The organism is Eubacteriales bacterium mix99, from assembly GCA_038396605.1.
Lineage (GTDB): Bacteria > Bacillota > Clostridia > Caldicoprobacterales > DTU083 > UBA4874.
Genome location: CP121690.1, coordinates 2074359 through 2094126, shown reverse-complemented (window position 1 = coordinate 2094126; position 19768 = coordinate 2074359). Strand labels below are relative to the sequence as shown.

The 19768-nt window shown below is 47.2% G+C and carries 17 protein-coding genes, 2 tRNA genes and 1 pseudogene; 8 read left to right on the top strand and 12 right to left on the bottom strand.

The window, feature by feature from the left end:
- Nucleotides 1-6: 6 nt before the first annotated feature.
- A complete protein-coding gene (locus tag QBE55_09250) occupies nt 7-2895 on the top strand; it encodes a glycoside hydrolase family 3 C-terminal domain-containing protein (GenBank protein WZL77739.1) in 2889 nt (962 codons plus the stop codon).
- 151 nt (nt 2896-3046) lie between these two features.
- Here QBE55_09250 and QBE55_09245 read toward each other — a convergent pair whose 3' ends face one another.
- The 7 genes from QBE55_09245 to QBE55_09215 all read right to left on the bottom strand — a co-directional run bounded on the left by QBE55_09245 (nt 3047) and on the right by QBE55_09215 (nt 7221).
- Nucleotides 3047-3547, bottom strand: a complete 501-nt coding sequence (locus tag QBE55_09245; protein WZL77738.1) for a GNAT family N-acetyltransferase — start codon at nt 3545-3547, stop codon at nt 3047-3049.
- 113 nt (nt 3548-3660) lie between these two features.
- Nucleotides 3661-3990, bottom strand: a complete 330-nt coding sequence (locus QBE55_09240; GenBank protein WZL77737.1) for a YdcF family protein — start codon at nt 3988-3990, stop codon at nt 3661-3663.
- Nucleotides 3984-4244, bottom strand: coding sequence for a hypothetical protein (locus QBE55_09235; GenBank protein WZL77736.1), 261 nt, complete (start codon nt 4242-4244; stop codon nt 3984-3986). The genes QBE55_09240 and QBE55_09235 overlap by 7 nt, the downstream gene beginning before the upstream one ends.
- Nucleotides 4241-5839 carry a DUF4111 domain-containing protein gene (locus QBE55_09230; GenBank protein WZL77735.1) on the bottom strand — a complete coding sequence of 533 codons (1599 nt, stop codon included), beginning with the start codon at nt 5837-5839 and terminating at the stop codon, nt 4241-4243. The genes QBE55_09235 and QBE55_09230 overlap by 4 nt, the downstream gene beginning before the upstream one ends.
- 114 nt (nt 5840-5953) lie before the next feature.
- On the bottom strand, nt 5954-6754 hold the full coding sequence (locus QBE55_09225) for a helix-turn-helix domain-containing protein (GenBank protein WZL77734.1): 801 nt from the start codon (nt 6752-6754) through the stop codon (nt 5954-5956).
- Nucleotides 6755-7061: 307 nt separating this feature from the next.
- Nucleotides 7062-7138 (bottom strand) — tRNA-Pro (locus QBE55_09220).
- 7 nt (nt 7139-7145) lie between these two features.
- Nucleotides 7146-7221 (bottom strand) — tRNA-Thr (locus QBE55_09215).
- Between the two features lie 176 nt (nt 7222-7397).
- Between QBE55_09215 and QBE55_09210 the strand changes: the two genes are divergently transcribed.
- Nucleotides 7398-8402, top strand: coding sequence for an ABC transporter substrate-binding protein (locus tag QBE55_09210; GenBank protein WZL77733.1), 1005 nt, complete (start codon nt 7398-7400; stop codon nt 8400-8402).
- Between the two features lie 312 nt (nt 8403-8714).
- Here QBE55_09210 and secF read toward each other — a convergent pair whose 3' ends face one another.
- Genes secF through QBE55_09195 form a run of 3 tightly spaced genes read right to left on the bottom strand, consistent with a single transcriptional unit; the run spans nt 8715 to nt 11400 of the window.
- Entirely contained in the window at nt 8715-9644 is a 930-nt protein-coding gene (gene secF, locus QBE55_09205; protein ID WZL77732.1) for a protein translocase subunit SecF, read from the bottom strand.
- Nucleotides 9641-10924, bottom strand: coding sequence for a protein translocase subunit SecD (secD, locus tag QBE55_09200; protein ID WZL77731.1), 1284 nt, complete (start codon nt 10922-10924; stop codon nt 9641-9643). Before secD ends, secF begins: the two co-directional genes overlap by 4 nt.
- 38 nt (nt 10925-10962) lie before the next feature.
- Nucleotides 10963-11400, bottom strand: a complete 438-nt coding sequence (locus QBE55_09195) for a hypothetical protein (GenBank protein ID WZL77730.1) — start codon at nt 11398-11400, stop codon at nt 10963-10965.
- Between the two features lie 273 nt (nt 11401-11673).
- Here QBE55_09195 and QBE55_09190 point away from each other — a divergent pair, with 273 nt between their 5' ends.
- The 4 genes and pseudogenes from QBE55_09190 to QBE55_09175 all read left to right on the top strand — a co-directional run bounded on the left by QBE55_09190 (nt 11674) and on the right by QBE55_09175 (nt 14659).
- Nucleotides 11674-12345 carry an amino acid ABC transporter permease gene (locus tag QBE55_09190; protein WZL77729.1) on the top strand — a complete coding sequence of 224 codons (672 nt, stop codon included), beginning with the start codon at nt 11674-11676 and terminating at the stop codon, nt 12343-12345.
- Nucleotides 12314-12986 (top strand): annotated as a pseudogene (locus QBE55_09185) (amino acid ABC transporter permease). Before QBE55_09190 ends, QBE55_09185 begins: the two are co-directional and overlap by 32 nt.
- An 11-nt stretch (nt 12987-12997) precedes the next feature.
- Nucleotides 12998-13747 (top strand): amino acid ABC transporter ATP-binding protein, encoded by a 750-nt coding sequence (locus QBE55_09180; protein WZL77728.1) that lies wholly within the window; start codon nt 12998-13000, stop codon nt 13745-13747.
- 15 nt (nt 13748-13762) lie between these two features.
- Complete coding sequence (locus QBE55_09175; GenBank protein ID WZL77727.1) at nt 13763-14659, top strand: cysteine ABC transporter substrate-binding protein; 897 nt, start codon at nt 13763-13765, stop codon at nt 14657-14659.
- 66 nt (nt 14660-14725) lie between these two features.
- On the opposite strand, the gene brnQ is transcribed toward QBE55_09175, so the two are convergent.
- On the bottom strand, nt 14726-16081 hold the full coding sequence (gene brnQ, locus QBE55_09170; protein WZL77726.1) for a branched-chain amino acid transport system II carrier protein: 1356 nt from the start codon (nt 16079-16081) through the stop codon (nt 14726-14728).
- 251 nt (nt 16082-16332) lie between these two features.
- On the opposite strand from brnQ, the gene QBE55_09165 reads away from it, so the two are divergent.
- Both QBE55_09165 and QBE55_09160 read left to right on the top strand, forming a co-directional pair.
- Entirely contained in the window at nt 16333-17109 is a 777-nt protein-coding gene (locus QBE55_09165; protein ID WZL77725.1) for an ABC transporter ATP-binding protein, read from the top strand.
- Complete coding sequence (locus QBE55_09160; protein ID WZL77724.1) at nt 17099-17929, top strand: ABC transporter permease; 831 nt, start codon at nt 17099-17101, stop codon at nt 17927-17929. The genes QBE55_09165 and QBE55_09160 overlap by 11 nt, the downstream gene beginning before the upstream one ends.
- Before the next feature lie 8 nt (nt 17930-17937).
- Here QBE55_09160 and QBE55_09155 read toward each other — a convergent pair whose 3' ends face one another.
- Nucleotides 17938-19665: a DUF2207 domain-containing protein gene (locus QBE55_09155; protein ID WZL77723.1), complete on the bottom strand. Its 1728-nt coding sequence runs from the start codon at nt 19663-19665 to the stop codon at nt 17938-17940.
- Nucleotides 19666-19768: the final 103 nt, after the last annotated feature.

The following is a 19768-nucleotide window of genomic DNA, read 5'->3' as shown; positions in this document are numbered from 1 at the left end:
GTTCGAATGAAACCATTATATCGTTTTCAATTGACGTCGCTTTCTTTTGAGGAAAGAGCGAAAGATCTGGTATCTCATCTGACCCGGGAAGAGAAGATTGGGATGGTAACCTCCCGTCTGGACGATGTACCCCGCCTGGGAATCAGGAAGACGAACTTTGGTGTGGAAATTGCCAGGGGGCTGGTTCAGCGCGACAACAAGCGGGAGACCACTATTCTCCCCCAGCCCTGGGGTATGGCTGCCATGTTTGACGATGCTCTCATGGAAAAGCTGGGAGATATGGCCGGAGATGAGGTGCGCATCAGCAATCAGATGGAGGAAAGCCCCAGTTCCCTGGTATTATTTGGCCCAACTGTGGATATGGAACGGGATCCCCGCTGGGGACGCAATGAGGAAGCTTATGGAGAAGATCCCTGTCTGACCGGGAAAATGACAGTTGCCTATACGAAGGGCCTTGCGGGAAAGGACCCAAAATATCTGAAGTCCGCTCCCCTGCTCAAACACTTTTATGCAAACAACTACGAAAACGAACGTCAGACCACCAGTGCAAATATCACGCCACGCCTGAAGCATGAATACTATCTCAAGGCATTTGAGCCCGCAATCCGCGAAGGTGGTGCAGTAGGCCTGATGACCGCTTACAATAGGATCAATGGAGTAGAAGCCCTGAATAACCCGGATGTATCAGAAATCTGCAAAAAGAAATGGGGCATGATTTTTGCGGTCAGCGATGGCGGAGATTTTGCACAAAATGTGTCAGCCCACCGCACCTGGGCAAATCATGCAGAGTCGATTGCAGGCGTTCTCGGTGTGGGAGCAGATATGATGCTGGACAGCCGTGACATAGTAGATCCAGCTGTGCGTGAAGCATTGAACCGGGGATATCTTTCAGAAGAAAACCTGGATAAGGCTTTGACTGCCATGCTTCAGATCCGTTTCATGCTTGGAGATTTCGATCCGGAGGAAAATCCATATGCTCATATGGACCCTTCCCTCCTTGCCTGCAGTAAGCATAAGCAATTGGCAGTAAGGGCAGCGGAAGAATCGATGATCCTTCTGGAAAACAGAGGCCTGCTTCCATTGAAGGACGATGGTAAATGTAAACTGGCAGTTTTGGGGCCACTTGCCAATAAAAACTATACCTGTTGGTACTGTGGCTATGCTCCGCATCAAATATCTGTGACAGAAGGATTACGGGAAAAGCTGGGAGAAAATCGGGTTCTTATGGATGAATGTTTTGATCATATCATTCTCAAATCCCGACGGACCGGAAAATATGTCCGGACTGGTGAAAATGGGGAACTGATTGCAGATTCCCCTATCGAAAGGGCGGAGGTGTTTGAATGCTGTGATTGGGGATTCGGATCCTGGACCCTCCGTTCCTTAAGAACCCGAAAATACATCACGGAAGGCAGCGGGTTGAAAAAAGCTCCGGATGGAATCAAAACGAATAATACTTCTGCCATTTCGATTCATCCGGGTATGAATTGTGTCTCAGAGGAAGCCTTTGGCTGGTTTGTCAAGGAATTGATCAAAGCCAGGAACGAAAATGGTGTTCTGTATCTTAAATCCTGGCAGGACCGTGATATTATTGCCGATGATTCAGGGCATATCGTTTCCGCATCAACTCCCGGGGACGGTCTGGAAAAGCAATTTGAAACAGAAGTCTTGTCCTCTGGTAAGGACAGAGCGTCAAAACTGGCTGGAGAAGCCGATTATGTTATCGTTTGTGCGGGCAATCATCCGCTTATCAACGCCCGTGAAGAACACGACCGGCCGGATATCTGTCTGCCTTTAAAGCAAAGTGCATTATTGGACGCTGCATGCCATGCCAATGAGAATACCTTGTTATATTTAATTACTGGATATCCCTTCGCCATTGAGAAGGAACGAAGAATAGCAAAGGCAGTACTCTGCTCTACTCATCTTGGCCCAGGTCTCGGGCGGGTAGCAACAAATACAATTTTCGGCGATAACAATCCTGCCGGCCGGACTCCAACGACATGGTACCGTTCTGTTCGGGATCTACCTGCCATGAACGATTATGATATTATGAAAAACAGGACCACTTACCTATATTTTGATGGAGATCCTCTCTATCCTTTTGGCTATGGACAAAGTTACACTGAGTTTGACTACTCCAACGCAGAAACAGAAAAGAAGGTATACAAAGAAGACGAGAAAATCAGCGCTTCTGTAACCGTGGAAAACATCGGCCCTTGTAATGGAGACGAAGTGGTACAGCTTTATGTGGTCCCGCCTAAATCGGTCTATCCCAGGCCCCGTAAAATGCTGAAGGCTTTTCAACGTGTTTTCGTGAAAAAAGGTCAGTCCGTTTGTGTGAACCTTTCCTTTCGGGCTTCTGATCTGGCGTTCTGGTGTACGGATACGGAATGCTTTGTAGTAGAGGACGGAGATTATATCCTGCAAATTGGAGCATCTTCCGAAGATATACGATGTAAAGTTACGGTTCATGTAATTGGCACAGAGATCACCGGCAGGGATGCCCAAAAAAGGAGGAGTGCCATCGATGTGGACGATTACCGTGAAGTACAGTTTCTCACAGACAGGAAAGACGCAAAGCCCTATCTGGAAGCCAGGGATTTTCGGAGTTTTGCCGTATATAAAGGACTGGACCTAAAAGGCTGTGATGCCTTCGAAGCGTTGATTTCATCCCCTGCAGGACATGCGGACCTGATCCTTGCGGACAATAACACAGGAGAGATGATAGGCATTTGCAGATCTGCAGGCACCGGAAGCCTGACACAATTTTCTCCCGTTTACTGCAAGATCTGCCCGCAGGATGGGCTATTCGATCTTCGCATTTGCTTTACGGTACAGACTTCGTTGAAATTTTTCCGCTTCTATTTGAACAAAAGCATAATAGTATCATAGGAATCATGGGACTCATTCAAGTTATGTATTGCTGAGATAGGCGAACGCTTTGTTCAGATCATTATTCAAACTCGTCGCCGGAGGTAGCTGCTCCATCTGCCTCCGGACGACAAGTCCCGTATTGGAATGTATAACAGCTAAGTCGCCTGGATTAGAGATGTCTTTGCATCACAACAATTACGTGGCTTTCTGTTTGTGCTTCTACACCTGTTTTTTGAAAATGATTCTTGATCCAAAAGGATTCACTTTGAGGATTTCCCTTCATATATCCAAGCTTTACAGAAGAAAATCCTGATTCTTTTAAGTATTTGCAGGCTTCCGTGATGATGGCGGTCCCAATTCCCTTCCCCTGTACTTGCTGATTCATCATGAAGAAGCCTATAAAGGCGGTTTTTGCATCGGGATACCCGGATATTAAATCCATCACCGCAATAAGCAATTCACCTTTATAAAAACCAAGATAATATTTATCTTTCAGTGCTTTTCCCTTTGGTAATGACGTCAGATCTTTTTTTAAGCTGCAAATTGTTACAAATGGCGGACAATATTGATAATACAATGGATTGTTTTTACAAAGCATATACACTTCCGGTATATCGGCTTCTTCCATTCGCTTCACTCGATATTTCGTAGACAATAATTCAATTTCCATCTGCTATTATTCGCCGCCTCCATTCTCTTCTGCCAGTCTTCCATGATACGCAGCTTGTCTCCAATATGAGTTACGGCATATGACCATGCATCAGGGTTCCGTGGTAATATAAGTCAGGCATGTTTAAACTCCTCTGAAAACTGATTCCCGCAACGGGCGAGTTCGCCCAACACCCGTTCTACGCCGTAGTCATGATTGTGCCAATTGTCGCGGTTGATGCCGTAAACATCCACGGGAACAACCATAATTTCCGCTTCGGGGAAGGCAAACTGATAACACATCAGGCATCGACGAGCGTGAAAGGATTTGCAAACCACGATCGCCGTGCTGACATCCAAACCGCATTCATCAGCAGCTTTCCTGGACAAGGCAGCATTCTCTTTAGTGAAACCTGATTTATCTTCGCCAATGATTGCGGAATGCGGAACCCCGTTTTTCAGCAATACATCCGTATAGAAAGCGCAGTCTGTTGGGTAATCGCCGCAATAAATGTCGGCCTTACGCTGAACTTGCCCGTTTTAATACTCGCTCCACCGGATGGAATAATAAATAGAGCAAAGCCGTCTGCAAACAATTCAGCCGCTTTTTCAGGAATAGTTGGGTCGCTGCCACCCGGTAGCAGGATAACATCTGCTTTGCGTGGCTTATCGGATATAAATATGAAATCGGTGATTTCGTCATTAATTCTATTGTTCATCCCAGTACCTCACTTTTACTTTCCAACAGCTTTTCTACTGCCGTCTGCAATTTCCCATCCTTGACCATTGCCAGTAATCCTTGTCCCCAATCCGGGAAATTTTTTCGCCCGCAAGCAATATGCAGACCGTTCAAAAGGTTTACCACATCATCAACGAGCTTTTCTTTTTCGTCAAACGAGCCGTATTCAGTCTGAAATGACTTTCTTGCGTCTTCGTTTCCCAAATGCCCGCACACATTGCGGATGTCGGAATACACATACCCATTGCCCAGCATATTGTAATCAAACACCAAAGCGTCAGAGCCGTCCTGAGCCACAGCAAGATTGGTAAAATGAAAATCATTGTAGGTAAGAGTTCGCGGAAGACTCATGGCGGCAGTTTGGATTTGAATAAAATGTTCCTCAATCAACCGCCAAACGGGCAACCCACTTGTACCGGTTTTTCCTTGAATGGCTCTCATGTTATCAAAGGTCAGGCAGTCGCACTCGTCATAAAGCGTATGTGTATTGGCATACTCTCGCCCGTTTTCATGAAGTGTCTTATACCAGTGGGCAATCAGTTTAGCAATTTCGGGGTCGTTAATATCTTCCGAAGTGCCTATCCGATAGGCACTGTGTTCTATATCCTCAATCACAAGAGAGCAGTCGGTGTGAGCGATTACCCTCAGCGAGGGAACGCCAAGCGATTTCAGAAGCTGATAGTTGGCAATTTCGCGGCGGTATTCCGGCTTGTCAAAACATTTCGCTACATAGCTATCTGCTTCGGTCATTACTCGCCAGACCGAAACGCCGTCTTTATTACGGATTAACGAGAGGGTGGTGTAGGTGGTGTTCATGCGTTGCAGTTCTGATTCCACAAAACGCCTGATTGTATTCGTAAATTCCTCATCTATAACATTCGCAAACCGTTGAATAACAGCATTATCAACGCGCTTTTCTTGTCCGATGTGTGCTTCTTTCCGATTCCGAACAGCTTTTTGCATAGCTTCTTTATCGGGGCATAAACCATTTTCCAACGCCCATTCACCGGCGTCAGTTTTAGCAATGATTTTACCAGTTCTCAGGGTGTAAATACCTCGTGCAATATCCAACAACCAACCTACAACAACACCGCATTTTCGCGCTGCCTGAACATGACGGGCAATATCGTCGCGCATTTGCGCATATGTGGGATAGTTCATTTTGCTGCGAATATCATCACCATAAAGCAGGATGCCGCTGTCCAGCAGTTCCGCCATACCGAAGCTGTCCATCTTATAGTTATTGGCTATACGCTGACCGCTGGTTCCCCAATATACCGTTCGATCGTTTTTGCCATTCAGAAAAGCATCTGCTGTGAGCATACCGCCTTCAAACAAGCGAAAGTATGGATTGCCGTGGTAGCGTTCCAGTATATTCTGCCGAAGCCCGACCAATGTGTTTACTTGTTGCTCGGTGATTTCACGTTCGGTCAGAACAAGTATATCAATGTCGCTCCAACCGAGCCTGAAATCGTCAAGCACAACCGAGCCGAAAAGATAAATGGTCGGAGTGTTGTCGACGAGGACAGATACGATTTCGTTTGTCATGGTTTGGATGGCTTCGTTAAGATTCATTCTGCAGTCCTCCATTTTTCCAATGTCTTTACTGAGAAATTCGCCTTTGTTCATCATTCCACGGAGTTTATCGGCGGTAACACACATTGCATCGTGTATTTTGGTTGGAATTTCCTATTTATTTTTCATCCTCTCAATCTGATTTTTAAAATATTCGATATAGCTTTGGAATCGTTCAATCTTTGGCTCTTCATGTAATGCCTCTACCAGAGCAAGTGCTCGCCTGGTTTCGGAAATTGCCTCACTTGCTTTACCATCTGCTTCATAGCATTCGGCTATTTTCCACATCATCTGAATCAATATCTCAAAGGAAATCCATTTTTGCTTTTCTGCAGCTTCGTATTTTGGTTTTCCTGTCAAAATAAATGCCATTTCGGAGAGCTTTGTGAAATACAGCTCAGGTATTTGCTTCATAGCTGCAATGGCTGAGGTGGTATCGCCCTTTGCGTTATAAGCGTAAGCTAGAAAGCGGAGTGCATCGTATTTGATATCGTTTTCGGTAGTTTTCTCAATCAATCGGCTGGCGAGAGTAATGGTTTCATCCGGGTTATTCGTGTAGTTCATCACATAAAGAAGATTGTTAAGAAGAATGTCATTATCGGGATATTGTTTCAAACCTTCTTCAAGTATACGGCGACTTTCTTCCGGATTTTTTTCACGATATTGATATGCTTCTGCACAAATGACATCAATTTTTTCCTTCATTTCCTTGAGGTTGAACTCAAACAATTCATCCATCGTCACCCCGAAATAACTGGCAAGAGACGGTGCAAGAGCAATATCGGGCAAGGCAATATTGTTTTCCCATTTTGACACCGCTTGAAAAGATATACCAATAGCATCGGCGAGTTGCTCTTGCGTAATGCCTCGAGCCTTACGCAAAGTTTTAATTTTGTTTCCGAGAAGTAATTTCATAATGCTCACCTTTTTTAGCAAAAGTAAAGGGCGCTCTTTCTGATCCTTATTCTAACAAATGAATCAAAGCAAAGCAATAACTGCTTAAGCGAAGACAATTCTACCGTGAGTAGAATCCAGTCTTTCATGGATTTTCGCTACACGTAGTTGTGCTTTCTTATTTTACCTCCAAAAATATAAATATAACTCAAGGCTACTCGTTCAATTCCAGTTTATCTGCATATTATATTAAAGCCTGCATCTATAATTCTGAATTTTGAGACATAGAGAAAGACATAGCTTACCTTTGGCGGAAGCTATGTCTTTCTGGTCGGGGCGACAGGATTTGAACCTGCGGCCTCTTCGTCCCGAACGAAGCGCGCTACCAAGCTGCGCCACGCCCCGATAAAATTGGAGCCAATAAAGGGATTCGAACCCTTGACCTGCAGTTTACGAAACTGCTGCTCTGCCAGCTGAGCTATATTGGCAACCGTTATGCATTACAGCTACTGATTATAACATAAAATTCTCAATCTGTCACCTATTATTTCTGAAAACCGGATTTTACCGCTTTGGGCTTTCACAGTTTTCCCCCACAGGAATATTATAGAGTAATCATCTGTGTGATTCAAGCATTATTTTGGATAAGTCAAGGGGGGATAGTATGAAATCAAGAAACCTGAAATTGTTCGCAGCTCTGTTTACATTGGTTTTTCTTGCTGCGGCCGTACTGACAGGTTGTAACACAAAGCCGAAAACATCTAAGATAAGACTGTGGGAAGTGACGCATTCCATTTTCTACGCTCCTCAATATGTCGCCATGTATAAAGGCTACTTCGGGGACGAAGGAATTGAAATCGAACTGATGAACGGAGGCGGCGCCGATAAAACCATGACAGCCGTTCTTGCCGGCCAGGCAGACATCGGATTTATGGGCCCGGAGGCCTCCATCTATGTATATAACGAAGGCAAGGAGGACCATCCGGTGGTATTTGCCCAACTGACGCAGAAAGATGGGTCGTTCCTGGTGGGCAGGCAGCCGGAGCCGGATTTTAAATGGGAAAATCTCGCCGGCACCACCATCATTGGCGGAAGAAAAGGCGGAGTACCCGCCATGGCACTGGAGTATGCCCTGAGAAATCACGGATTGGTACCAAACAAGGATCTGGAGTTTCTGACGAATATCCAGTTTGATCTGACAGCCGGTGCCTTTACCGGTGGAACCGGAGATTATGTGGCTTTATTCGAGCCGGTCGGCTCCAAACTGGAAGAGGAAGGAAAAGGCTACGTGGTCGCATCGGTCGGGGAAGCAGCCGGAAACCTGCCTTATACGGCATATGCGGCAAAAAAAAGTTATATAAAAAACAACTGGGATCTGGTGACACGGTTTACCCGTGCCATCTATAAAGGCCAGCAATTTGTCGCCAAAAACAGTCCGGAAGAAATCGCAAAAGTGATCAAGCCGGCTTTCCCGGACAGCGATGAGAAGTTTCTGACCAAAGTCGTGAAACGTTACAGGGATCAGGATACCTGGCCGGACAATCCGAAAATGAACAAGGAATCCTTTGACCGGCTGCAGGATATTATGGAAACTGCCGGAGAATTGGACGAACGTGTTCCTTTCGAAGAAGTGATCACCAATAAATATGCTGACAAAGTGATTCAATAACTTCATTTGGGAACGATTCCCTTTGAAAATAATTTCCTTTGTACAGAGATATAACGGGTCGGAGAGAAAGTGGCAAAAAGGGCCGAAAAGAGGAACGATGTACATCGTTCCTCTTTTCGGAAGAATCATTTCAGCTGCATTTCAGCTATACTATTGATATTCTCGCGTTCCTGATACTTTGCTGATATACCTGCGTTCCTGATACTTTGCTGATATACCTGCGTTCCTGATAAACTTGCGTTATTGACTACACCCGCACTATTGATTACACCCGCACTATTGATTACACCCGCACTATTGATTACACCCGCATTATTGGTATATTTTATGTTCCGTCCCCTTATGCTTTTTCCATGCCACCCAAAGCGGTCCCGCAATGCAAATGGTGGAATAACACCCGCTGATGGATCCAATTGCCATGGGAAGGGCAAAGCTCTGCACCGATTCGATACTGTTGACCTGAGCCAGGATAAAAACCAGACTGACGCTGATCAAAACAGCAAGGTTGGTATTGATGGATCTCGTCATGGACTGGGTGATGGAAAGATTGGTCATCGTTTCTATGGGCTCCTTCGGATATTTCTTGAAGTTTTCCCGAATCCGGTCGTATATGACGATGGTATCATTAATGGAATATCCGATGATGGTCAGTGCCACTGCCACAAAGGAATCCCCAATGGGGATCCGGAAAATGACACATGTGACATACACCACCATAAGGTCATGAAACAGAGCCACCAGAGCCATAATTCCTGCGGAAAGGCCTCCAATCCTGCGGAAGCGAAACCACACATAAATCACCACCAGGACAGAGGACAACAGAATTGCCTTGATGCCGTTGGTGAGAAATTTCTTCCCGAAAAAGGGTTCCACCATGGTGGACTCGGAAAGTTTCAGCTTTGCATCGGGAAATTCTTTCTTCAGCGCAACATCCAGCTTTTCCTGATCCTTTACATCCAGGCCGTAATCTCCGGCAATGTTGATGATCAGTCGTTTTTGCCCGCTCGACAGATCCGTTGTCGTCTGGGTACTGACTACCCGTTTGGTCAAATCCGTTGTAATATCCGCTGCCTTATCCGCATCGATTTTGCCTTTGTAACTGTACTTCAGCATGGATCCGCCCTTAAACTGGATATCCAGCTGAACGCCATTGAGAAAGCTCATAACCACACCAATCACCAATATGGTCATGGAAATTGCAAAAAAGATCCAGCGCTTCCCGTAAAAATCAATCACCTTCATAACGTCACCCTCCTTGACAGGCAGGTATAAAGCCTGGGCTTTTTCAGGAACTCAAACTGGCTCAGGGAATAGATCATCAGCCGGGATGCCGTTACCCCTGCAACAAAATTGAAAAAGATACCGGTCAGCAGGGTGTACGCAAAGGACAGCAAAGACCCGGAACCAAAAATCATGAGGATGGCGCCAACGATCAGCACGGTGATATTACCGTCAAACACAGAGGAAAAGGCATTCTTGAATCCAAGGGATATGGCATATCCCAGGCTTTTTCCGGACTTCATCTCCTCACTGATCCGTTCGGAGATGATGACATTGGCATCCACGCCCATTCCAATGGAAAGAATGACACCTGCAATCCCTGTCAGGGTCAGGGTAATCTGTGGTATGGACAGGGCCAGAATCTGCCCGGCTACCTGAATCAACAGGGAAATACAGGCGACAAATCCAGGCAGACGATAATACAGGATCAAAAGAACACAGATTATCAGAAACGCAGTTCCTCCTGCCTGCACCATCACTTCAAGAGCTCCGCTTCCCAGCGTCGGGCTGATGGTGGAATGGGTTTTGGCAGTCAGGGAGAAGGGCAATGCTCCGGCATTGATCTTGTCGGAAAGGGCCTTTGCCTCATCAATCCCCTTCATTCCTTCAATAATTGCCTTGCCGTTGGGAATATGCGTTTGTACAACCGCGGACTGAATCATGGTCTCATCCATATAAATGTTGATTTTCTGTTTCACCAGCCGTTCTGTCGCATCACTGAAGAGCTGTGTCCCTTTTTTATCAAATTCAAGCTGTACAACATAGCGTCCGTCTTCCGGATTCGTACCGACATTTGCCTTTTTGACATGGGATCCATTGAGCAGAACATTTCCCTGTTCATCCTGAAATGTCAGCATGGCAGTCTCACCCAACTCCCGGATGGCTGCTTCCGGATCGAAATCCTTTTCATCCGCCTGCCATGGAAACCGCACAATCACATAACCGTTCTTGTCATCTATGGTCACATCCCGATCCAGGATATTTTGATTGTCCAGCCTTGTTTCAATAATGGAGCGTGCTGATTCCAGCTCCTGCCTGGTAGGCTTCCGCTTCAGATTGACCGGCTCAAATGCCGCATCCACCCCGCCCCGGATATCAATGCCAAACCGTATGTCCTTTGCCCCCGGAATAACGAGCTCCAAAGCCCTGCCCAGAGGAATGACCAGACCGAACGCAGCTGTATAGGCCATGATGGCTGTGATGATCAATATGATAAAAAAGACCGGTTTTCTGTTTTTCATCTGATAACTCCCTTCCCGCATCTGATTTTATGAAAAATTCATCCGGCAACAACACAGGCAGGAGGAGCATGCCCCCCGATACGCAGGGAAAGGACCGAAGTGCAGCCTTTGGAACGATGCATAAATTTCCGGAAGCTTCGCTGCCAGAACATCAGACAGGCAAGCAGAATCCGGCAAAGAATGGGAAGCCGGATCAGAAATTCATTTTTGATCAGAAGGGATCTGTCCTTTGCCCGGGTCAGAACCAGCTCATCAGACGTTTTGTTTTCCGGAAGGGGAACAGGAAGTCGGAGAGCATAACTTTGTTCCAAAAAGTCCTCCTGAATGGGAAAATCCCGCCCGGCCTCCGGACAGTTTCCCATCCCCCGTTCCTCTTCGTTGAAGAAGTCATTGGGAAGAATACACAAAATAAAGAGAACAAAAACCAGCAGCAAAAAAGCCGAAGCTTTCCTTCCCTGAAGACAAGTCCTTCCCACTGTGCTCCCTCCCTGTTTTATCTTTTGGACGACCCTTTTATTATATATGGAAAAAAGACCGGTGTAAACATAAACCTGTTAACCTGTGTTAACCTGTTTTTTCAAATTGATTCAGGATTCCATTCACATTGACACACGTTGAGAAATATAGTATTATCATATCATTATTATATACTTATCATATATGATAAGTCGGCTATCAGCACATGGTATGGGACGGGTAAAAAAAATGCGGGCCTGACTTTCAGACTATCGTGGAAAGGAACTTTTATTTTGGATGTTGATTTTATGATAAAATATACGCCTCTGTACGTTGAAGCAGCAGGAAGAACACTGCGGATTGCTTTCTGGGGAATCCTCTTTTCCCTGGTGGCAGGGCTTGTGTGCAGCCTGATTCAGTATTTTAAAATACCGATACTCAAACCGCTTACGTCCATTTACATCGAATTGTCCCGCAATACACCGCTTTTGGTTCAGCTGTTCTTTTTGTACTTTGGCCTTCCTAAGCTGGGCCTGGTAATCAGCTCTGAAGGATGCGCCATAGTTGGTCTCTCCTTTCTGGGAGGCAGCTATATGGCGGAAGCATTCCGAAGCGGACTGGAGTCGGTGGAAAAAGGCCAGGTGGAAGCAGGCCTCAGTATTGGTATGAGGCGCTCACAGATCATTCGATATATTGTTTTGCCGCAGGCTGTCTCCATATCCGTGCCCGCATTTTGTGCCAACATCATTTTTCTGATAAAGGAAACTTCGGTTTTCAGCGTTGTTGTCCTGGCTGATCTGATGTATGTGGCAAAGGACTTGATCGGGCTATACTATAAGACAGATGAGGCGCTGCTTATGCTGGCACTGTCCTATCTCGTCATTTTGCTGCCGATCTCCATCGCCGCGTCCCTGTTGGAAAGGAGGCTGCGCTATGCAGGATTTGGGCATTCAGATACTTTTTGAGGGAAACAATTTTGTTCGCCTGCTTGGCGGTTTGTGGATCACGGTAAAAACTGCCTTGACTGCTGTTTTCCCTTGTTCTGGGAATTTTCATGGGGACGCTGATGACCCTGAAAAATCCGGTTGTCAGGATACTGACCAGACTTTACCTGGAATTTGTACGCATTATGCCGCAGATGGTTTTGCTGTTTCTTGCTTATTTCGGCCTGGCCAGAGCCTTTCACATTAATCTCTCCGGACAGCTGTCCGCCCTGATCGTTTTTGTGGTATGGGGTACCGCGGAGATGGGAGACCTGGTAAGAGGTGCCCTGATCTCCATACCCAAACACCAGTATGACAGTGGCAGGGCCCTGGGATTGGACAATCTTCAGGTTTACCGGTACATCATCATACCGCAGACGGTGCGAAGACTGATTCCCCTGGCGATCAACCTGACGACACGCATGATAAAGACCACTTCCCTGCTTGTCCTGATCGGTGTGGTGGAAGTATTGAAGGTGGGCCAGCAAATCATTGAAGCGAACCGTTATACAGCGCCTTCCGGTGCATTATGGATCTATGGCACGATTTTCTTTCTCTATTTTATCGTGTGTTATCCCATTTCGCATCTGGCAGGCCGAATTGAAAAAAGATGGCAGAATTGAGGGGCGAAAACATGGAACAAACAGAAAATCTGCTGGAAATCCGGCATTTAAAAAAAGCATATGACAAGGAGCCGGTTTTGCGGGATATTTCCCTGGAGATCCATAAAGGCGAAGTTGTGGTGATCATCGGTCCATCCGGCTGTGGTAAAAGCACACTCCTGCGATGCCTGAACGGACTGGAACCCATTCAGTCGGGAGAAATCCTGCTGGGTGGACAGATCATTACAGATGGCAAAACACAATGGAATCAGGTCCGGCAAAAAATAGGCATGGTATTTCAAAGCTACGACCTGTTCCCTCACATGACGGTAATGGAAAATATACTGCTTGGCCCAACGAAGGTACAGGACCGTAAAAGGCCGGAAGCAACAGCCGCTGCCCGAAAGCTGCTCCAACGGGTGGGCCTGCCGGATAAATCCGATGCTTATCCCCGTCAGCTGTCCGGCGGTCAGAAGCAGAGGGTGGCAATTGTCCGGGCGCTGATGATGGAACCGGAATTGATGCTGCTTGACGAGATCACGGCGGCATTGGACCCTGAAATGGTGCATGAAGTGCTGAATGTGGTATTAGAAATGGCAAAGGGCGGGATGACAATGGTAATTGTAACCCATGAAATGCAATTTGCCAGAGTGATTGCAGACCATATTGTTTTCATGGACGACGGTGAAATCATTGAGTACAGCAAGCCGAGGGAATTCTTTCACCATCCAAAAACGGAGCGGGCGAACAGGTTTTTGAATAATATTTTTAATTTTCAATAGGAAAGAGGCAGTATTATGAAAAGACGCAAAAAGGTTTTATCTCTGATTTCCCTGCTGATGATTGTTCCAATGATTTTCGTCAGCTGCAAAGGCACAGGATCTTCTGATGATACAGCTTCCGGAAGCCGGGCTGCATCAAGTGCGAAGGACAATACCGGTATGGCAAGGTCACTAAATGAAATCAAAACAAGCGGAAAAATACGAATCGGAGTGTTCAGCGACAAAGCCCCCTTTGGGTATGTGGATTCCGACGGCGCTTATCAGGGCTATGATGTGTATTTTGCAGAACAAATCGGAAAGGACCTGGGCGCAAAAGTCGAGTATGTGTCTGTGGAACCGGCCAGTCGGGTGGAGTATCTGAAAACCGCCAAAGTGGATATTATTCTGGCAAACTTTACCGTCACGGAAGAACGGGCACAGTCCGTGGATTTTGCTCTTCCGTATATGAAGGTTTCCCTCGGTATTGTCAGTCCGGATAAATCCCTGGTCACCGATATGTCCCAGCTGAAGGGCAAAACACTGATCGTCGCCAAAGGCACCACAGCAGAAACTTATTTTACCGAAAATTATCCTGGCGTTGAATTGCTCAAGTTCGACCAATACACGGAAACCTACAATGCGCTGCTGGATGGACGCGGCGATGCTTTCTCAACAGATAACACAGAAGTGCTTGCCTGGGCTCTTAAGAACAAGGGCTTTACCGTGGGAATCGAAAGCCTTGGCAATGTCGATACCATCGCGCCGGCAGTTCAGAAGGACAACACAGAACTGCTCAACTGGCTGAATGAAGAAATCAAAACCCTTGGCAGAGAAAACTTCTTCCATAAAGATTATGAGGAAACACTGGCGCCTGTTTACGGAGAAGCGGTCCGGCCTGACAGCCTGGTGGTGGAGGGAGGCACTGTCGAATAACCTCCTTCTGATCATTTGTTACCCATTTGGTATGTTCAGAAAGGAAAGTCCGGGAAAGACAAGCCTTTAAACCGGGCTTTCCCTTTTGCAGATCCTCCGGAGGATCCATCCGATGAAAAAGCCGCAGAATGCGGGAACAATCCAGCCAAATCCAAGCCCGAAACCCGGCAGAATCCGTTCTGCAAACTGAACCAGATGCTTTACGGCCGGCAATTCCTGAAAAGGCTTCGGGAAAGCCTTGCAGAAATCAAAGAAAGCCGCAATCCCTGCAAACCCCGTGGTCCATCGGTAAATATCCCTCTGCCTGTGAATCCACGGAGCAAGCAGGGATAACAGGATCAGAGTAATCGCCAGTGGATAAAGGAACATTAAAATCGGTACAGACCATTGTATGATGTTGTTTAATCCGAAATTGGCAATGAAAAAGGATAAAAGCGTGAACAAAGTCACATACCCCCGGTAGGATACGGATTTGGGAAACAGCTTGCAGAACATTTCCGAACAGGCGGTAATCAGTCCGATCGCTGTCTTGAGACAGGCAACGGCTACAATTGCCGCCAGCAGCACCTGCCCGGGGATGCCAAAATAGTGGCGGCTGACCATGGACAGGATCAGGCCGCCGTTGTCCGCCCGGCTGATGCTGCCAGGGCTGGCAGCTCCCATATACGCCAGGGCTGCATAAATAATACCCATCAGAAAGACGCTGACCAGACCGGACTTGCAGGTCTCCACTGCAATGGAATGCGGCTTTCGGACGCCCAGATTCTGAATGCCGGAAATAATAATAATGGCAAAAGCCAGGGATGCCAGCGCATCCATCGTATTGTACCCGTCCAGCAGCCCGGTAAAAAAAGGCTTCGCTTTGTAATCTCCCTGAGGTGAAAATGTGCCCGCATCTCCCATGGGCTTTGCAAAAACAGCGATCAGCAAAACGGAAAGAAGGATCAGAAAAGCAGGAGTAAGGTATTTTCCGATCCAATCCATGATTCGACTGGGCCGCAGGGTGAAAAAGACAGTCAGGGAGAAGAAGGCCAGTGAAAACAGGAACAAACCCGGTTTGATCTGCTCTCCGGAAACAAATGGGTGAAGCCCCACTTCAAACGCAACGGTAGCGGTACGGGGAATTGCGAACAATGGTCCGATGGTTAAGTACAGCGCACAGGTAAACAACACCGCATAGCCGGAACTTACCGGCTTTGCCATATCAAACAGGCTTTCACTCCCTGAAAGCGCGCTGGCAACCACGCCCAGTACCGGCAGGCCCACACCGGTGATCAGGAATCCGATCATCGCCGGCAAAGTATGATTCCCTGCAGCCTGTCCCATTTGTACCGGAAAAATTAAATTGCCTGCGCCAAAAAACAATCCGAATAACAGGGAGCCCACCAGTAAGTTTTGTCGTAAATGTAATTTTTCTTTCATACAGCACCTTTCTTCTATTCTGCCCATATTTTTTCTGCCTGGAATGATCTCAATTGTAAAATATCCCAACAGAGACCGTCCACTGTTGAAAGATATAATTCGACAGAAATTGCAAAAATCCTTCTGCCATTGTCTTACACAGGGTCACGTTTTATACAGGATAATCGCATGGATCCCCCCTGTCCCTTCTGAACATATTCGATGACGCAGAATAGGATATAACAGGGACTTTTTGAGGAGGTATGGCATGAATGAAAGAAAAAAACATCGTAACGCTGAATCATGTAAATTTAAATTATCAAAGCCTCGAAGGGGAGACTCCTGCCCTTGAAGACATTTGCTTTTCAGTTGCAAAAGGAGAATTCATCGGCATCATAGGGCCGAGCGGATGTGGTAAAACCACTATTTTATCCCTGATTGCCGGACTGATGAAGCCGACGTCCGGGACGGTCCTTGTGGAAGGAAAGGAAGTGGATGGCCCTTCCGGCAAGGTCGGATACATGTTGCAGCAGGATCACCTGTTTGAGTGGCGTACGATCCTGCAAAATGTCATGCTGGGACTGGAAATTCAGGGAAAGGTCAATAAGGAAAGCAGGCAGAAAGTGCTGCATTTGCTGGAAACATACGGCCTGGCAGACTTTCGGAATCACTATCCCCAGCAGCTGTCCGGCGGAATGCGGCAAAGGGTCGCCCTGATCCGCACCCTGGCCATCAATCCCGATGTGTTGCTGCTGGATGAGCCTTTCTCTGCGCTGGATTATCAGACCCGGCTGGCACTGTCGGACGAAGTGGCCGGCATTATCCGGAAAGAAGGCAAAACAGCACTGCTGGTTTCCCATGATATCTCGGAAGTCATCAGTATGACCAGCCGTGTGCTGGTACTGAGCAAGCGGCCCGGTACCATAAAAAGCATTTATGATATCAGGCTGTCCGGACCGAACCGGAATCCTGTGGAACTGCGGAAAGCTTCGGAATTCCGGGAATATTTCAATCATATATGGAAGGAGCTGGATGTCCATGTCCAATAGAAATACGCAAATTCCAGACCGGAAGCCGGCATCTCCGGAACATCTGGCTTATCTGAAGAAAGTAAAACGAAGGAAGACCGCGATCCGGGCTACACAGGTTGCCATTCTCACTGTCTTCCTGGTTCTTTGGGAAGTGGCGGCAGACCTGAAATGGATCGATCCCTTCATCACCAGTCAGCCGTCACGAATCTTTCATACCCTGCAAAACCTCCTTCGGACGGGAGAACTGTGGAAGCATGTTTCCATTACCCTTTACGAAACGATTGTCGGGTTTCTGGTCGGAACCATTCTGGGTACCCTTATCGCCATCATCCTGTGGTGGTCGGATTTTATTGCAAAGGTAGCCGATCCGTATCTGGTTGTACTGAACAGTCTGCCCAAAGTGGCACTGGGCCCCATTATCATTGTATGGATCGGTGCCGGTACCAGGGCCATACTCGTTATGACCCTGCTGATCTCCATTATTGTCACCATTATCGGCGTACTCAGCGGTTTTCTCGAAGTCAGCAGGGATAAAATCAAGCTGCTGAAGACCTTTGGAGCCACGAAGCGGCAGGTACTCACTAAAGTTGTACTCCCTGCCAGTATTCCCACCATTATCTCGGCATTAAAAATCAATGTGGGAATGTCCTGGGTCGGCGTCATCGTCGGGGAGTTTCTGGTATCCAAAGCCGGCCTGGGATATCTTGCCGTATACGGCGGTCAGGTCTTTCAGCTGGATCTGGTGATGACCAGCGTTGCGATTATGCTGGTTGCAGCGGCGATCATGTACCAGGGGGTTGCCTGGCTGGAAAAAAAGTATTTGAAGTGGCGCCAATAAACCAAAGCCTATTCCAGTCCGGAAGGAATATTCAGGAGCCAGGACCGGCTGTCCGCATGGAGTATCGTCAGATTCCCGTCCTCAAAACTGCTGGGCGGATAACTGTCAGGAAGCTTTTCCAATACTTCCTTTGCCATACCAAGCGGTACTGCATAAACCAGATACTGCTCCCAGATGGCAAGAGGCAGTCCGGTGGAATCTCCCGACAGCTGGCTGCGTAGAAAATCCTTGAATTGCTGCCATTGGGCGATCTGGAACATCCCGGATTCGCTCGTTTTTTTAAGAGACAGAACATATCCGGCCAAAGCCAGGGCAAACAGAACGGATAAAATACCTGCCCGGGGATTTTTCAGAGGAAATCCTGCCACTCCTGCCGACAACAGGCCAATCAATACGACTCCCAATCCCCAGGCTTTATCCTTTTTCCCGCTTTCCTGAAACTTCCATTTTGCAGCTTCCTGATTCACCATGTCTTCCCACCTCAGGGTTCTTTGCCGATGAAGGCCGGAGTAATTGTCCAGAAGCCTGTTCAGCGCTTCCAGTGACAATTCCTTTCCGTCCCCCATCTCCGCAACAAGCCATTGAAGTGCATACTCTTCCTGGGGCCGGAGCTTTTCCTCCCCGTTCTTTTCTTTTCGGATCAGGCTTCCTTCCTTCTTTTCGTCAAAATGCAGCTCCAGATATCCGGTTTGAATCAAATGCAGTACCGTAGCCGTAAATTCCCGGATCCCGATCTTCCCCTGATGGAGCAAAACCCCCAGCTCCGCCGGTGTGTACGGAGCATTGGGCAGGCCCTTCGCTTTATCCTTTCCCGATTTCCCTGGCTTACGCCGGTCTTTCCAATACAGCAGCAGGCCTGTCCCGCAGGACAACAGCACAGACAGAACTGCAATCGCCCATCCGCCGTAAAATTTCAGATCTTCTTCCTTCCGGGCACGTGTGGCTTCGTCCTCCCATTCCGCCATATTGGATACGATGGTGCCCTTCGCATTGTCCTCAATGGTTTTCCTTCCATCCGGAAACAGGGAATTGGGCAGCAGCAGGGCGACTTCCAAAGCTTCCTCCGGTCCTAATTTCCCTGCAGTAATCCGGAAGGTTCCATTCCCGGACTCTTCCTTTTCCGCATAGGCGGAACCGCTTACATAACCATCCATCTGATCCTTTGCAATTTTTTCAGGCAGTGTAATCCGCACGGACAGGTTCCGGATTTCCACTTTCTGCTCCGGGAGGATGAACTGCCAGAGAAAGGCAGCGGTATCCTTATAGAGATACACGGTATCCTTTAATTTATAGCGGTAGACAAGCGTCACTTCCTCCCGCTTTTTCCCATGGAACGGAACAGCAATCTGATAAACCTCCTCCTTCTTATCCGCCGGAAAATACCGGTAGACATCCCTGCTGTTCTTCCCGCTTTCCGCGGACTGCTTCAAGGAGATCAAATCCGTTGCTTTTGATTTGTCCGCTGAGTCCTTTTGCTCCTGACGGAAAACCTTCATCTCCTCGACCCCGGAAGCATTGGACATGGGTATGGGCTTTTCAATCCGGACTTTTTCCTGAAGCAGCCGGTATGTAATATGCTCATCAAAGTATGCGGAACCATCCGGATACAATGTAACATTCGATTTATAATTTGTTATGGAATAAGGAGCAGCCGTCTTTGCCTCTGCCGGTTTATTTCCCCATAATGATATAAAAATAATCAGAAGCGCCATCATGATTTGTCGTTTTTTTAACATCTTGTCCCCTCCCTTTGTTCTATTTTACCATGAATTCCCCCTCATCTCCATATCCTAATTTCAATTTCACATCAATTTTGCATAAATTTTTTCGCTCTGCCGG

What these genes read in the sequence shown, in the direction of transcription:
- QBE55_09155 (WZL77723.1), bottom strand. Translation starts at nt 19,665, where the DNA reads ATGTTAAAAAAACGACAAATCATGATGGCGCTTCTGATTATTTTTATA.
- QBE55_09180 (WZL77728.1), top strand. Translation starts at nt 12,998, where the DNA reads ATGGAACAAACAGAAAATCTGCTGGAAATCCGGCATTTAAAAAAAGCA.
- brnQ (WZL77726.1), bottom strand. Translation starts at nt 16,081, where the DNA reads ATGAAAGAAAAATTACATTTACGACAAAACTTACTGGTGGGCTCCCTG.
- QBE55_09210 (WZL77733.1), top strand. Translation starts at nt 7,398, where the DNA reads ATGAAATCAAGAAACCTGAAATTGTTCGCAGCTCTGTTTACATTGGTT.
- QBE55_09250 (WZL77739.1), top strand. Translation starts at nt 7, where the DNA reads ATGAAACCATTATATCGTTTTCAATTGACGTCGCTTTCTTTTGAGGAA.
- QBE55_09175 (WZL77727.1), top strand. Translation starts at nt 13,763, where the DNA reads ATGAAAAGACGCAAAAAGGTTTTATCTCTGATTTCCCTGCTGATGATT.
- QBE55_09245 (WZL77738.1), bottom strand. Translation starts at nt 3,547, where the DNA reads ATGGAAATTGAATTATTGTCTACGAAATATCGAGTGAAGCGAATGGAA.
- secF (WZL77732.1), bottom strand. Translation starts at nt 9,644, where the DNA reads ATGAAGGTGATTGATTTTTACGGGAAGCGCTGGATCTTTTTTGCAATT.
- QBE55_09165 (WZL77725.1), top strand. Translation starts at nt 16,333, where the DNA reads ATGAAAGAAAAAAACATCGTAACGCTGAATCATGTAAATTTAAATTAT.
- secD (WZL77731.1), bottom strand. Translation starts at nt 10,924, where the DNA reads ATGAAAAACAGAAAACCGGTCTTTTTTATCATATTGATCATCACAGCC.
- QBE55_09235 (WZL77736.1), bottom strand. Translation starts at nt 4,244, where the DNA reads ATGAACAATAGAATTAATGACGAAATCACCGATTTCATATTTATATCC.
- QBE55_09230 (WZL77735.1), bottom strand. Translation starts at nt 5,839, where the DNA reads ATGAATCTTAACGAAGCCATCCAAACCATGACAAACGAAATCGTATCT.
- QBE55_09225 (WZL77734.1), bottom strand. Translation starts at nt 6,754, where the DNA reads ATGAAATTACTTCTCGGAAACAAAATTAAAACTTTGCGTAAGGCTCGA.
- QBE55_09160 (WZL77724.1), top strand. Translation starts at nt 17,099, where the DNA reads ATGTCCAATAGAAATACGCAAATTCCAGACCGGAAGCCGGCATCTCCG.